Annotated in this window: 11 protein-coding genes; 4 read left to right on the top strand and 7 right to left on the bottom strand. The window is 39.9% G+C overall.

All coding sequences use genetic code 11. The features are described from left to right. The first annotated feature begins 151 nt into the window (after positions 1-151). On the top strand, positions 152-1,072 hold the full coding sequence (locus tag H5114_RS10860; RefSeq protein WP_182697349.1) for a helix-turn-helix domain-containing protein: 921 nt from the start codon (positions 152-154) through the stop codon (positions 1,070-1,072). A 203-nt stretch (positions 1,073-1,275) separates the two neighbouring features. On the opposite strand, the gene H5114_RS10855 is transcribed toward H5114_RS10860, so the two are convergent. The 3 genes from H5114_RS10855 to nhaA all read right to left on the bottom strand — a co-directional run bounded on the left by H5114_RS10855 (position 1,276) and on the right by nhaA (position 6,203). Further along, positions 1,276-2,310 carry an NADP-dependent oxidoreductase gene (locus tag H5114_RS10855; protein WP_182722918.1) on the bottom strand — a complete coding sequence of 345 codons (1,035 nt, stop codon included), beginning with the start codon at positions 2,308-2,310 and terminating at the stop codon, positions 1,276-1,278. Positions 2,311-2,322: 12 nt separating this feature from the next. Continuing rightward, the gene (locus H5114_RS10850) at positions 2,323-3,480 is read right to left on the bottom strand and encodes an iron-containing alcohol dehydrogenase (RefSeq protein ID WP_182722917.1); all 1,158 of its coding nucleotides are present in this window, start codon (positions 3,478-3,480) and stop codon (positions 2,323-2,325) included. A 1,205-nt stretch (positions 3,481-4,685) separates the two neighbouring features. Beyond that, entirely contained in the window at positions 4,686-6,203 is a 1,518-nt protein-coding gene (gene nhaA, locus H5114_RS10845; RefSeq protein ID WP_259395278.1) for a Na+/H+ antiporter NhaA, read from the bottom strand. 198 nt (positions 6,204-6,401) lie between these two features. On the opposite strand from nhaA, the gene H5114_RS10840 reads away from it, so the two are divergent. Next, positions 6,402-6,614 carry a hypothetical protein gene (locus H5114_RS10840; RefSeq protein WP_182697345.1) on the top strand — a complete coding sequence of 71 codons (213 nt, stop codon included), beginning with the start codon at positions 6,402-6,404 and terminating at the stop codon, positions 6,612-6,614. Between the two features lie 129 nt (positions 6,615-6,743). Here H5114_RS10840 and H5114_RS10835 read toward each other — a convergent pair whose 3' ends face one another. Both H5114_RS10835 and H5114_RS10830 read right to left on the bottom strand, forming a co-directional pair. Next, on the bottom strand, positions 6,744-7,241 hold the full coding sequence (locus H5114_RS10835) for a hypothetical protein (protein WP_259395277.1): 498 nt from the start codon (positions 7,239-7,241) through the stop codon (positions 6,744-6,746). A 674-nt stretch (positions 7,242-7,915) separates the two neighbouring features. Continuing rightward, a complete protein-coding gene (locus H5114_RS10830; protein WP_182722916.1) occupies positions 7,916-8,203 on the bottom strand; it encodes a coiled coil domain-containing protein in 288 nt (95 codons plus the stop codon). A 253-nt stretch (positions 8,204-8,456) separates the two neighbouring features. Here H5114_RS10830 and H5114_RS10825 point away from each other — a divergent pair, with 253 nt between their 5' ends. Then, positions 8,457-8,858, top strand: a complete 402-nt coding sequence (locus H5114_RS10825) for a thiol-disulfide oxidoreductase DCC family protein (protein ID WP_182697342.1) — start codon at positions 8,457-8,459, stop codon at positions 8,856-8,858. A 115-nt stretch (positions 8,859-8,973) separates the two neighbouring features. Then, positions 8,974-9,582 carry a flavin reductase family protein gene (locus tag H5114_RS10820; protein ID WP_182722915.1) on the top strand — a complete coding sequence of 203 codons (609 nt, stop codon included), beginning with the start codon at positions 8,974-8,976 and terminating at the stop codon, positions 9,580-9,582. 207 nt (positions 9,583-9,789) lie between these two features. Here H5114_RS10820 and H5114_RS10815 read toward each other — a convergent pair whose 3' ends face one another. Then, positions 9,790-11,526 carry a DUF885 domain-containing protein gene (locus H5114_RS10815; RefSeq protein ID WP_182722914.1) on the bottom strand — a complete coding sequence of 579 codons (1,737 nt, stop codon included), beginning with the start codon at positions 11,524-11,526 and terminating at the stop codon, positions 9,790-9,792. A gap of 246 nt (positions 11,527-11,772) precedes the next feature. Continuing rightward, a complete protein-coding gene (locus H5114_RS10810; protein WP_124014845.1) occupies positions 11,773-13,569 on the bottom strand; it encodes an acyl-CoA dehydrogenase C-terminal domain-containing protein in 1,797 nt (598 codons plus the stop codon). Positions 13,570-14,219 lie beyond the last annotated feature (650 nt).

The raw sequence follows: 14,219 nt of genomic DNA, 5'->3' as shown, positions 1-14,219 counted from the left end.
ATTACTAACATTATGGTTTGTAGGGTTTGTGTAGCTCAAACTGTTATAATTGCGTAATTTGTATGCCCCAGTAACTTTATTTGCTGTAGATTATTGGCATATTATATTCATTCAATTAGAAAATATTAGTTTCTAGTGCGTTGTATCCAAAATGAAGTACGTTGAGTGTAATAGTATTGATGTCTATATTGATAATTTAAATGGACTGGACGTAGAAGCAACGCAGGTTGGTAGTGGACGTTTTTTTAGCACAAATAGAAATGTTAAGCTCCCGCTGATTGAAATCAACCATTGGCGTATTAATACCAGCATCTTATATCATGGAGCTTTAGCACAGGATAAAATTTATCTCTCTTTCCCCATAGAAAGGGAATCACAAATAATAGATGGCAAGGTTTTCGGTAGCGACTCTATTTTAGCCGTTTTACCCGACGAAGATCTATTGGTTCTTCATCCTAAACTTGTTGAAACAATGGATTTTTTAATCCCTTTGGCAGTATTGCAAGATTACTATAAATACCAAAACCTTACTGATACTTTACCATCATTAAAAAACCTGAGAAATAAAACTACATTTTCAAATATTGAGAATTTAAAAATAAAACAGCTTATTAATTATACGTTAAGTGTTATTGACCAAGTAAGCCAATGGAATTATCTGGCCGCAGTAGACGCTCAGGATACGATTTTAGTAAACATATTAGAAATTTTGGGTGAATCTGGTGGCAAAAAGATAATCTGTAGTTCAAAACATAGAGTCGTTGTTGTTAAACGGGCGTTAGCTGCTATCCATAAAGAGCCTAAATCCAATTTAACTATCGTAGAATTATCTAATATCTGCTTTTGTAGTATAAGAACTTTAGAATATTCCTTTAAGTCTATCCTTGGATGTTCACCCAAGGCTTATCTTATAAAAAGAAGACTAAACCTTATTAAGCATGAAATAAAATGCAGTCCAGAAAAAAGTATTAGTAGAATCGCTATCGATTTTGGGGTAGTTAATGCAGGACGATTTTCCAATGACTATTTTATGTATTTTGGCGAGTACCCTTCGGATACACGGAATAAATAATATCAACTGTCATAGGCTCATTTTATGGCAGTGCACACTTTACCAATAATGATATAAGTTAGGCCCTGTATGCAGTGGCACACTAATTATGTGCCACTTAACTAGAGATGAGTATGTTCTTTACTTTATGAGTAGCTGCTATTGTGAAAAGCAATCCCTCTAGAGCAAAGTCAGTATGATTAAGATGGTAATGTACTGACCATTTACTTTTGACCAACGTGGATCGTACGCTTACCAAAGCTTTCACCATTAAGTAGACCTATGAATGCATTTGGGGCATTTTCTAACCCTGTGATAATCTCTTCTCGATATTTAATCTTGCCGCTTTTAACCCAAGCAGTCATCTCTGTCGCGAAATCAGGATACAGATGGCCAAAATCATCAAAAATAATGAAACCCTGCAGTTTTATTTTCTTGCGCAGGATCTGCCCCATCAGCCAGTTCATCCTGTCTGGCCCCTCTGGCAAATTGGTAGCATTGTATTGCGATACCAGCCCGCAAAGTGGGATTCGGGCGTTCGGATTCAATAGCGGAATAACAGCATCAAGGACCTTACCACCGACACTTTCAAAATAGACATCAATGCCCTTTGAGCTCACCTTAGCAAGTTGGACAGCAAAGTCAGCAGCCTTATGGTCGATGCAGGCGTCAAAGCCCAACTCGTCTACTGCATAGGCACATTTTTCCGCACCGCCCGCAATTCCAACCACATGGCAGCCAAGTAGCTTGCCAATTTGACCAACAGTGGCGCCGACAGGACCGGTCGCAGCTGCCACAACAATGGTTTCGCCTGCTTTTGGTGCACCAATCTGCTTCAGGCCAGCCCAAGCAGTAAACCCAGGCATGCCTAAAATACCCAGCGCCCATGAAAGATGCGACGAAGACTTACCGAGGTTAGTAAGCCCAACGCCATCAGACACAGCATAGTCCTGCCAACCATTGTAACTAAGTACAAAGTCGCCTGGAGCAAAGCCATCGATATTGGAATCAACAACTTGAGACACTGTGCCGCCTATCATCACCTCGCCTAACTCGACTGGGTCGGCATAAGATGGTGCATCGCTCATCCGCCCCCGCATATAGGGATCAAGCGAAAGGAACTCAGTCCGCAGTAGCATTTGTTGGTCGCCAGCAACAGGGATGGTAGTCTCAATCAAAGTTAACGTGTCTTCCGTAGGCTCGCCTGAGGGACGTTGGCTTAGAACCCATTGTCGATTCGTTGTGTTTGTCTGTGTCATGTTCTATCTCCTTTAAAGTGACGCTTCGAGAATCCGGCGCACATCAGTTGGGGTGATGTCTTTATGTTCGCCAAGGGCCGTCATGCCATGTTCCTGCAAGGCACTAACGATAACTTCAATTTCTGGGGCGGCAATATCGTAGTCGCTCAAGTGAGTCTTAATGCCTAGTTGCTCAAAGAATGCACGTGTAGCATCTATCGCAGCGTCAATTCGTACGGCATCAGAACCTTCGTTGATCCCCCAAACATTACGAGCATATTGCAGTAGTTTTTCGTGCTTGTGGCCACGCTGATCATTCAATAATGACGGCAATATAACTGCAAGTGTACGAGCGTGGTCGGTATCATTGAGCGCGGTAATCTCATGTCCGATCATGTGTGAAGCCCAATCTTGTGGCACTCCGGCACCGATTAATCCATTCAAGGCCAGCGTGGCGGTCAACATCAAACTTGCGCGGATGTCATAATCTTCTGGTGTCTCTAGCGCTTTAGGGCCAAGCTCAATAATGGTGCGCAGTAGAGACTCGGCAAAACCATCCTGTACGTGTGCGCCGCTGGGGTAAGTCAGATACTGCTCGACGATATGAACAAAGGCATCTACTGCACCATTGGCAATCTGACGAGCAGGCAGCGTATAGGTAAGCTCAGGATCGAGAACAGAAAAAATTGGGTAGCAATGAGGACTTCTAAAAGGAAGCTTGGCTACCTTCTCAGGGTTAGTGATCACTCCACCATTATTCATCTCTGATCCTGTTGCAGGCAGTGTTAGCACAGTACCGAACGGCATAGCCTTGGTCACTTTTGTACTGCCAGCAGTAAGGATTTCCCAAGGGTCACCGGCATAAAGCGCCGCCATGGCAATGAATTTAGTCGCATCAATAACAGATCCGCCACCCACGGCAAGCAAAAAGGTGATGTCGTTATCAGCGATTGCTTTAACGGCATTAAGGGTAGTGGCATAACGAGGATTTGGCTCTATACCGCCGAACTCGACTAATGTGCGATCAGCTAGTGCTGTTCGTACTTGTGTTAACACGCCGGTCCGTTCTGCGCTACCGCCGCCATAGATAATCAATACTTTTGCATCTGCTGGAACATGATCGTTCAGGTCTGCGATGCGGCCTTTACCAAAGAGGATTTTTGTGGGGTTATGAAAGTCAAAGTTTTTCATATTAGGATTCCTTCTGATTAAATGTGAAGGCGTACGCTTATGCTGTCATACGTCGATTTTTCTGTGTCTAGTATTCGAATATCGGTAAACCTGATGACAAATATACTGGAAGGGTTTGCGCTCCCAGCCATTACAAGAAGACTTAGCAACAACATCGTAAATATCGCTATTTTGCCGTTCATGGCAATTGCCTAAATGGAATAAAATGCGTTGATCATATTCACTTGCTTGATATCTACATTGTTATTCTTTACTAAATGGTCAACTATAATTGAATGAGTAAATTATCTAAAGTAACCACTTAGATATGTCAATGCGATATTTAAATATAAAACTCGTCATTACCTATGATTTAAGACATTTATATTTATAGATAATATTTAAATATATTTTCAGCATGACACTAACCATATTAAAGCAAGGTTATAAAAATCACTGTTAGTGCTGTGTCTTAAATAAACCAAATTATATTTTACTGTTTAGTTACACTAACATACCAATGTTAGCCTTTCCAATTAGGCCAATAAATCTTAATAATTGTAAACAGTTCAGACTAAAAGGATGTAATTGAGTACATTCAGTTAACAATACTGACGATTGGGATTAAGTTTTTTTTAAGCATGAAAATGATGATAGGTACTAACAATAATCAGCGTATGTTATTAGCCACATAAGATTAACTTAATAATAACTCTTAAATAGATAAATAGATAAATAGATAAATAAGCATCTTTGTTTTTGAATAAATCCTAACGCGCGTGAAAATCAACAGTTTCAATACTGCTTATTTCATCATCCATACAGAAATGTGGGCAGCCCAACACGCGGCCATGTTTCTCGATAGCCTCGACCTGTGTTTATTGTATATCGTAAAAGTAGGCTTTAAGTCATTCTAAAGGTGGTCTAGTTAGCGAAAAAGGTGTTGATTTTCGGATTTTTTCCTCCGATCCGTCGCGGATTGCCTCAGTAGCATATTGTGATTTAGATTTGAAAAATACTAGCAACAGCCCTTCTTCACGCCGAATCGCTCACATATAGCATCAATAGTGAGAGTGCCATAGCTGCTCTACCACATTAAATCTAATATTGCTTGTAGCAAGCGTTCTTTGCCATCACTTTTGCGGCCCATTTCCAGTACCTATCAATACGTTGACATTATTGAAATTGACTATTATCTATTCGTCTCGATACGCTAATTGGGCCAACTATTTAACCTCATCTTTAGAAACCGAAAACAATATAGCAGCTCCTATTATACCGGCAATTAATGAACCGAAAAGGATACCCAGTTTTGCTTGTTCAATTAAAGCGGGTTGTCCCTCAAATGCTAATACTGATATAAATAATGACATTGTAAAGCCTACACCCGCCAAAAAACCGATACCAATGATATGAGAAAATGTCACACCATCAGGCAATCTTACCGCACCTACCTTTAATCCCAACCAGGCAAAAAAGCTAATACCAATCCCCTTTCCTAAAACCAATGCGAGTATTATCGCCAGTGTGACCACAGTATCTTTAAATTCAGGAATGACCGTAGGTAACATTACGCCTGCATTTAAAAAAGCGAACAAAGGTAGAATAATCAAACTGACAGGTTTATCTAGTGTATATCCCCAGCGTAATATTGGCGCTGTCGTTTGCTTGGCAATATCTTCGGCCTTTACAGCCAGTGCGTGTTGTTGTTCATTTTCAAGGATAGGAGTATCTTCACTGTCTACGTCCTTAAAATCATGGATGACATTTTGCATTTTACGGCGAAACCAGATTTTGTTGGTATACGGACGTGTCGGCACCATCATTGCGGCTAACAGACCTGCGGTGGTTGCATGTACGCCTGATTGAAGAATAAACCACCAAAGAAAAAAACCGCCCACTAAATAAAAGACAGGTTTCCTGATACCAAGAAGGTTTATAAAAAACAGGACTAATAGCGTGAGCCCCGCCCATAGAAGTGACTGGATAATAATTTGGTCGGTATAAAATAAACCAATAACAGCTACTGCTCCCATGTCATCAACAATGGCTAAACCAGTAAGAATAATGTAAGCCGCTCGAGGGGCTTTAGCGCCTAACAGTGTGAGAATACCTATCGCAAAAGCCGTGTCTGTGGCCATAGGCACACCCCAGCCTTGATAAGCGTTGGACGACTCACTAATCCAAATAATACTAGAATATATCAGTGCCGGAAGCACCATGCCCCCCAGTGCCATAACAATAACTAATCCAGCATCTTTTAAATCGCTTAGCGCTCCGACCAAGCATTCATATTTAATTTCTAGCCCTAAAATGAAAAAGAACAACACCATTAAACCGTCATTGATCCAGTAATGTAATGAATGACTTATAGCCCAATCGCCAAGAGAAATAGTTAGCTCAAGTGTACTTAGGGCTTCATAACTGTGTTGCCATCCTAAATTAACCATAAGAATGGCTGCTATTGCTGAAACAAGTAATACGATTCCAGCTACGATCTGACTATTGATAAATGACTCAACAGGCAATGAGAACTTAAGAAAACCACGCTCTAATGGAGCATGATCACGATTTTCTTCCTTTATTTCGTAACTCATAACTTGTCTCCGCAACGTTACTGTGTGCTTTTCAACCACATAATGTGGCCAGATCCCTTTAAAATCAAAAGAGTAAACTGGTAATAAATACGATACCATCTTTTTATCAACACGGCTTTGTATGCCGCTATTAGCGTTAAAACTCAATCCGAATTCACATTATGCCGTCCAAATCAGCGCTCAAGCCACAGTTAAGGACAAGTCGTAACCTGTTTAACAGGCTTAGATGGCCTCGACAACGATTCGGTATATTTACCATCACTTTGATTGCAACATGCACGTTAATATTGTTAGTGTGAGTGAACAGCTAGACATCAATATCAACCAATTAATGGAGTGCAACTAATGGGATCGCATAATACTGATCAACATAAGCACAGTATCGCTACTTTTGCAGCCTTAAAAACCGCTATCGCAAATGATGAAGAGCAGTTGGTAAAAGATTTATTAGCAAATGAACCGATGCAAGAGCTTGAGAAAAGCTATCTAATTGATTTAGCAAATATAAACAATAATCAAACTATCTTAACATTACTGAAAGATATCCCTGAAATATAGCTACAAGGTGAAATATAGCCTGTTAGTACTCGCTCTATTTAGATAACCATTTTCACTAAAGAGAATCGCCGCATATGGCGGCGCAACACTTATCTAAGCCATAGCTAAATATCATTTTTCACAGGCTTACTATTCACTTTCCTCTTCTCTTTTTTCGATAGTCGCGCTTAATTTTTGATATACACCAAGCGAAACAATCAAAATCGCTGATACCATAATAAGTAACGCCGGATAGAGTAAAAGGCTAAGGTCTTTCGTTCCTGCTTTGAATATAAACACCAGTCCTTCAATACTGACGGCGATGGTAATAATGACAATAATTTTTGTAATTGTTCTTCTTGCCTCTTTGGGATCTCGCAGCTCTTTATCCTTAAACACTTCTTCTTCCATCATGTACTGTGCAACATCGATAATCGCTGCAGCTATGATAATAGCGGCGACAGATTGAAGCATTAATGGAATAAATCCAGAGTCATACTCTATGCCAGAAATGACCTCGTAAATAGACCACAGCATAATTATCAAAGATAAGATGATAAGAGTGACAGCTGCGAACAGATGAACTCCAGCAAAAATCTTATTGAACAGTTTTTTCATATTTTTGACCTGTAATAATTTATCGACCAAGGTGGCTCATTGCGTTATTAATGTGCACGCATAAATGAGGTTATGTTATTCATCTAATACAGTGCTGATGACATTTACCTATGATGGAATTGCACTCACTTATCGGCACAAGCTTGATCTAGATAAGGTCACTATAGATTGAGAACAGATGGCAAAACATCATATGAACTCAAGTGAACACTAAGTTGACTGTAAATAACCAGAAAACATGGATAGACCCAATGGAGCTTGAGAGGTAACTTAGTATTGCTTGCCTACCCTGTTAATCGTTCAAGGGTAACACACTCGAGTTTATGAAGGGGTTACAGTAATAAAATGCAGTCACTTATCAAGGATTAGGATCTGCATTATGTTGTTTAAGACTCTATTTTCCAGCAATAAAAATGGTCGTTAGGGCAATTGTTGTTTATCGCAAGGTAGCCTAATTCGACCTTACCAAGGAAGGCACTTGCACTATTTTATTGGCTGGTAATAGTAAGCTTCCACTGCTAATTGTTAATTGTAACTAAGCTATTTAGGTCGTCCAATAGAGAAGCTGCCATTAATGACTGGCGTGATTTATAGCTTTTATGGCGACCAAGATTAATAGCCCATTTAACAATGTGTAACGTATTAATCATTGGTCACCTTAATAGAGGATAGATATGATATCAAATATCTTTAATGTAACATGATTACTTAAACCTTGAACTCGCTGACTTAAATGCTGCACTGAGCGAATCCCAGGCGCTATCAATGCCGACTTTTACGTCTTCCCAAGCATCATCACTGGCTTTTTTAAGCTCATTAAGTTTTTTATTGGCAGATTGTTTCATCGACTCAAGTTCCTCTATTCTTTGATAGTATTCCAGTTGCTCATCAGCAGCTTTACCATCGGCTTTTGCTTTCAGTCTATCAATTTGGGCACTCCACTCATCGAGTTGCGCCTGCAATTTTTTTTCGTATGCTTGTTTCTTACTCATAATGATTGTCCTTTTAATGACGTGGTTAAAACAGCTTTAACGACTGAAGTTTTTGCTTGATTTAAATACTTGGCTTCAGAATATTGGATTTTTATCCTGAAAATATACGTTAACATGCATGGCAACATAATGCTCATTTATGCCTCATTTGCCCTTGTATGATGCCACAGGGCGATCAAGCATTATTTAATGGATCTATTTGTCATCCTTGAACGTAAAAACTATCTCTTTCGAATTATCTCAAAGCAGTAATATGATCATTTTCTACGATGGCAATTGCCCACTATGCAGCATCGAAATGCAGCAACTAAAACACGCTGATATTCATCAAAAAATCATCCTTGAAGATCTTAATGCGCTTGATTTTAGTCTTCGATACCCAAGTATTGATGTCAATCAGGCAATGACGTATTTACAAGCACAAACACTATCGGGTGAGATGATTTACGGCCTTGATGTGACTTGTCAGGCGTGGGAGATTGTTGGAAAACATCGCTGGTTAAAACTTATCCGCTTACCCATCATTCGCTTATTTGCCGACCTTGGATATCGCTTTTTTGCAAAGTATAGGCATTCTATTAGTAAATTTTTAATGCCCAATTCAAGCTGTTCTAACGGCCAGTGTCATAGGAAACTAAAATCTGACAAACGATAAACACAAACGTGTTGCATGTAGCCAACAGCGCACACTCAGAAAAATTGATATCTAAAAAGTTAATCAGCCCATTAAGATTGATAGGGTCACACTATTTTACTGTTAAGGACTTCAAATGCATTTTACCCAAGAGCGCATAGACGCGCTTGATAAACACACCCGTACCCATTTGATTAATTCACTCTCTGGTTTTAAAAGCGCTAATTTAATTGGCACTCAAGACTCACAAGGCCTGACTAACTTGTCTATTGTCAGTTCCGTGATACACCTAGGCGCAAATCCGCCGCTGGTGGGGATGATAGTGCGCCCACATACTGTACCTCGTCATACTTTTGAAAATATTTTACAAACGGGTTGCTATACAATTAACCAAGTTAATCAAGCAATTTATAAGCAGGCTCATCAAACATCTGCCCGTTATGATAAAGACGAGTCGGAGTTTGCGCTAACGGGACTAACACCTGAATACTTAAATAATTTTACCGCGCCATTTGTAAAAGAAAGTCGTTTAAAATATTCGGTAAAATTTATTGAGCATCAACATTTAGCCGTTAATGGTACTGAGCTGGTGATTGGTGAAATTATCGATGTGTATGTTGATGAAGCAGCACTTCAAAGTGATGGCTTTTTAGACTTGCAAGCAATAGACACAGTGGCGATTACAGGATTAGATAGTTACCACACTAGCAATAAACTTATGCGTTTACCCTATGCTAAAAAGTGATTCAGCTATGTATTCCGCCAAGGTAAAATAGCCTTTAGTCAGCAATAAACAATATGTTAATCAAACCGTAAATCGTAGATTAAAAGCAATGTAAACAGCATATTGGCTAACATGCTGCTTACATTATTCAATCATTGCATGGCATAAAAAATCCCATTCAAATCGGTAACAATTTAAATGGGATCCATTAAATAAACCGGTACATTTTTACTGAGCTAAAAATTGTTGGTTAACCGCTTCCGCCATTAATTTTGGTGGGATCAAGCCTTGGCTCAACACAAAATTATTAAACGCTAAACGATCGAACTTGTCGCCTAGGGCTATTTCAACTCCGGCGCGGATCTCCAATAATCGTGATAAGCCATAAAAATAACTACCAGCCTGGCCAGGCATTCTCATAGTGTATCGATCAACTTCTTGTTTTACAGCCGCTTCTGAAAACACCACATCGTTGCGTAACAATGAATATGCGTTTTCTTTTGTTGTCAGACCTAAGTTCAACATCGGGTCTAACATCGCGCGAGCATTACGCAATAACCTATGTTGCAGGGCAATAAGCTGTGCTTCAATAGGCAGGTACGGCAACATTTCCGCTTCGGCATACAATGCCCAACCTTCTACGTTAACGCTGTTAAAAGCATAATATACTCGTGCCAGTGAAACGCCCTGCTCCAACATGACCGCAAATTGTAATTCATGCCCAGGTCTGCCTTCATGGGCACTTAATGTATAAGCAACCGCATTAAAATTAAAGTCATCGTATGCAGCATCACCCGTTAATGCAGGGTTACCGGTTGTCAGAACAAATTGGCCTTGCTCACCAGTATTGCCAATAAACGGTGGCGGCAACATATGCGGCGCAGGACTACCTGCCGCTTCGGCATCACTTGCAAGTCGCATGATCATATCGCGTTTAGGTAAATCAACCACATGATGTTTACTGATCAAGGCCTCAAGTTTTTTATTGGTTTCACGATAATAATTTTCAATTTTATCCTTGGTTAATGATTCTTTTTTAAGTGCTTTAATCACGTCACGATAATCACTTGATGGCATATTAAATTTTTGTGCAACCAATGGCGCTAACGCCTGCATATTCGCTTTGGTTATCATGTAACTTGCTTTAGCGCGTTCAATTAACAACTCAGGGTCGATATCGATGCCAACGGTTTTGAGTTTTAAGGCATAAATTTCTTCGGGTAATCTAAAGTCATCTCGTGTGTTCGGAATAACCGTTTTTTCAGCCCATTGGCGATAGTCTTCAATTTGCTGCTTTAATAGCAACATATTCTCATCGGCTTTTATGAATTCATTTTGTTCAAATAACTGCTGTAAACCTTGTAATAAAGTGTCTGTTCTCGCTAGGGCTTGGTTAACTTCTTCTTTTGTCGGCCCAATTAACTTTTTGTTGGCTAACGCCGCTTCAAATAAGGTTTTGGCTTGATCCGTTAAGGCTGCTTGCCCTGTTTTGCCGACATAACACGCAAGACGGGTATTAGCCGCTTGTTTGCGAGTATCTGACATTTGATCATCTAATAATGCCGACACACCTCTGAATATAATCAGGGGGACATCAACCCAAGGCAGCATGTATTTATCGTCTAAATTACCCGCGGCAATGGTCTGATCAATATTGTCGATAATAATGTTAAGGTCTTGACGAACTGGCAATGATTTTTCAGTTTTCACCGCTTGTAGCAAGGTTTTCTTACTGGTTTCAAGCGTCTCTATATATTTATCTTGCTGTGCCTTAGTGATATTACTACACAGACTATCGGCTTCAGTAATCCCTATTGAACTGGCCATTTCTGGCTGAAATTGACTGGTTATCTGTATTTGTTTGTTTGTGTATTGATTACTGACATCAACCCAAGAGTTGGCTGATGACGTCAATGGAAATAAAGCGAGCAGTGGAATCACTGAAGTAAATATTTTACCTGACATCTGTTTAATCCCTTGTTATTTTTATTCTGAAGTTAACCATTATAGCCGAATTAAACCACGACGCGACATGCCATCAGTTAAGTTATCACCTTAAGCAGTATTAGATTATAAGCGTTAATTATCAATATATTACTTTGTATTTATGGTATCAATATCTTCGTTATTATTGTCTGGTTACAAATAAAAACACCGCAACCTATAAGGTTGCGGTGTTTAAGCAGAACGTTATCAGCGTTTACCGTTTACTTAAAAAGCAAAATCATCGCTGCTCAGTGCCATCATTGAGTCAACGCCATTTTGAATACATGCTGCATGGCCTTTTGCTCTTGGTAACATACGTTGCATATAAAACTGAGCGGTTTTTATTTTAGCTTCATAGAACGCTGTTTCACTTGTATCTGTAGCCAGTTTATCTTGAGCGACTTTTGCCATTTTTGCCCAGAAAAACGCTAAGGTTACATAGCCGGCATACATGAGGTAATCAACTGAAGCACCGCCAATTTCATCAGGATTTTTCATCGCTTTAGCACCGATCAATACAGTAAGTTCATGCCACTCTTTAGCATAAATCATAATGGGTTTAATAAACTCTGCCATCGCAGGGTTGTCCATGTTCTGTTGACAGAATGCGGTCACATCTTGAGAAAAAGGTTTTAACACTTCGCCTTGGCTGCCAATAATTTTACGAGCCAGTAAATCTAAGGCTTGAATACCGGTTGTGCCTTCATATATACAACTGATTTTGGTATCACGCATTAACTGTTCCATGCCCCACTCTTTGATAAAGCCATGGCCACCGAACACCTGAACGCCAAGGCTGGTACATTCAAAACCAAGTTCAGTGAGAAAGGCTTTTGCAATTGGGGTTAATAATGCCAATTTTGTCTCAGCATCCGCTTTAATTGCCTCATCTTTTTCAGCATGGCCAATATCCACTAACTGAGCCAAATATGAAATTAATGCACGGCCACCTTCAGCAATAGACTTTTGAGTTAGCAACATTCTACGTACATCTGGATGAACAATAATCGGATCTGCAGGGCCATTAGGGTTTTTAACCCCGCTAATAGAACGCATCTGTAATCGATCTTTGGCGTAAGCTAGCGCACCTTGGAAAGATGCCTCTGCTGCGGCAACACCTTCACTCGCTACACCGATACGGGCTGCATTCATGAAGGTAAACATGCATTTAAGGCCGCGATTAGGTTCGCCAATTAAATGGCCTGTAGCGCCATCAAAGTTAATCACACAAGTCGCGTTACCATTAATACCCATTTTGTGCTCTATTGAGCCACAATTCACCCCATTTCTATCTGAAATGGTGCCGTCAATATTGACATTAAATTTAGGCACAATGAATAAAGATATGCCTTTATTGCCTTCTGGGGCGCCAGGAATACGAGCAATAACAATATGCACTATGTTGTCTGACAGATCGTGTTCACCCGCCGAAATAAAGATTTTAGTGCCCGTTAACGAATAGCTGCCGTCATCTTGACGCTCAGCCTTGGTGCGCAACATACCTAAATCTGTGCCACAGTGCGGCTCAGTTAAGCACATGGTGCCAGTCCACTTACCTTCAACAAGTTTGGGCATAAACTGTTGCTTTTGTGATTCAGTGCCGTGGGCTTCAATGGTGGCTAATGCACCATGACTGAGTCCTGGGTACATGGCAAAACTATGATTCGCACTGGAAAATAGCTCAGCGATACTAATATTTAGCGAATGTGGTAAACCTTGACCACCAAATTCTTCAGACTGAGATAATGTTGGCCAACCGCCTTCTACATACTGGGCATACGCCTCTTTAAAGCCATCAGGTGTGGTTACCGCGCCGTCTTTCCATGTACAACCCTGCTGATCGCCAATTTGATTTAATGGCGCAACAACCTCTTCTGTTAGTTTTGCAGCTTCATTGATAATGGCATCAACCATATCAATAGTGGCATCTTGATAGCCTAAATGCTCATAGTGGCCTTCACAGCCGAGCAATTCTTGCATCACAAACTTAACATCACGAATGGGGGCTTTGTATTCAGGCATTGTTGCTCTCCAACTATTATCTATAAGTGTTAGGGGCTGTTAATCTTTTGTGGCTAAATTTTATTTAACACAGACGGCTAATGGTTTATTTAAGCATGTAGAACAAATGTTAGACAGAAAGTCTCTAAATAAGTAATACCTTATGAAAACCTGATTTATATAAAAATAAACCCTATCGATTAGCCACTACCAGATACCGGTGTGAAGAGTCGCTTATCTAGATAGATGAAGGCATCTAACAAGCTCCGCCTTAACTATCATTGCCGGTAACGTCTGCAAAATTTATCTCAAAAAACAACAACCTCTGCGATTAAGTGATTATTTAAATGATTTTCCATATAAATAACCCGTCATATTACTGATGCTAAAGTAACAAGATGTATTATCCAAATGCATATTAATTATAGCTACACATTCACCTTACTAATAGTACCTCTAGCTTAACAAGCCAATGGCACAATATTGAGCATTAATCTTGATCACTTGCCCGATAGTTTACTTATCTACTGTGCCTTTGTGGCGCGACTTGCGCATATATAGCAGCTTTATTAGCCTATAACAGTGCACTATTCATTATGCGAATAGTTCATCATTAAAATAATCGATTGGTTTAATTTTAATACAGCATCTAGCATCGTTTGGAGCTAAAT

This window comes from Shewanella sp. SR43-8 (assembly GCF_014163775.1).
Lineage (GTDB): Bacteria > Pseudomonadota > Gammaproteobacteria > Enterobacterales > Shewanellaceae > Shewanella > Shewanella vesiculosa.
The sequence above is the reverse complement of the archived record's forward strand: the minus strand, read 5'-3'. Positions and strand labels throughout refer to the sequence as shown.

Coding starts and splice junctions, on each gene's coding strand:
- H5114_RS10825 (WP_182697342.1), top strand. CDS start 8,457: ATGATCATTTTCTACGATGGCAATTGCCCACTATGCAGCATCGAAATG.
- H5114_RS10810 (WP_124014845.1), bottom strand. CDS start 13,569: ATGCCTGAATACAAAGCCCCCATTCGTGATGTTAAGTTTGTGATGCAA.
- H5114_RS10855 (WP_182722918.1), bottom strand. CDS start 2,310: ATGACACAGACAAACACAACGAATCGACAATGGGTTCTAAGCCAACGT.
- H5114_RS10815 (WP_182722914.1), bottom strand. CDS start 11,526: ATGTCAGGTAAAATATTTACTTCAGTGATTCCACTGCTCGCTTTATTT.
- H5114_RS10820 (WP_182722915.1), top strand. CDS start 8,974: ATGCATTTTACCCAAGAGCGCATAGACGCGCTTGATAAACACACCCGT.
- H5114_RS10840 (WP_182697345.1), top strand. CDS start 6,402: ATGGGATCGCATAATACTGATCAACATAAGCACAGTATCGCTACTTTT.
- H5114_RS10850 (WP_182722917.1), bottom strand. CDS start 3,480: ATGAAAAACTTTGACTTTCATAACCCCACAAAAATCCTCTTTGGTAAA.
- H5114_RS10830 (WP_182722916.1), bottom strand. CDS start 8,203: ATGAGTAAGAAACAAGCATACGAAAAAAAATTGCAGGCGCAACTCGAT.
- H5114_RS10860 (WP_182697349.1), top strand. CDS start 152: ATGAAGTACGTTGAGTGTAATAGTATTGATGTCTATATTGATAATTTA.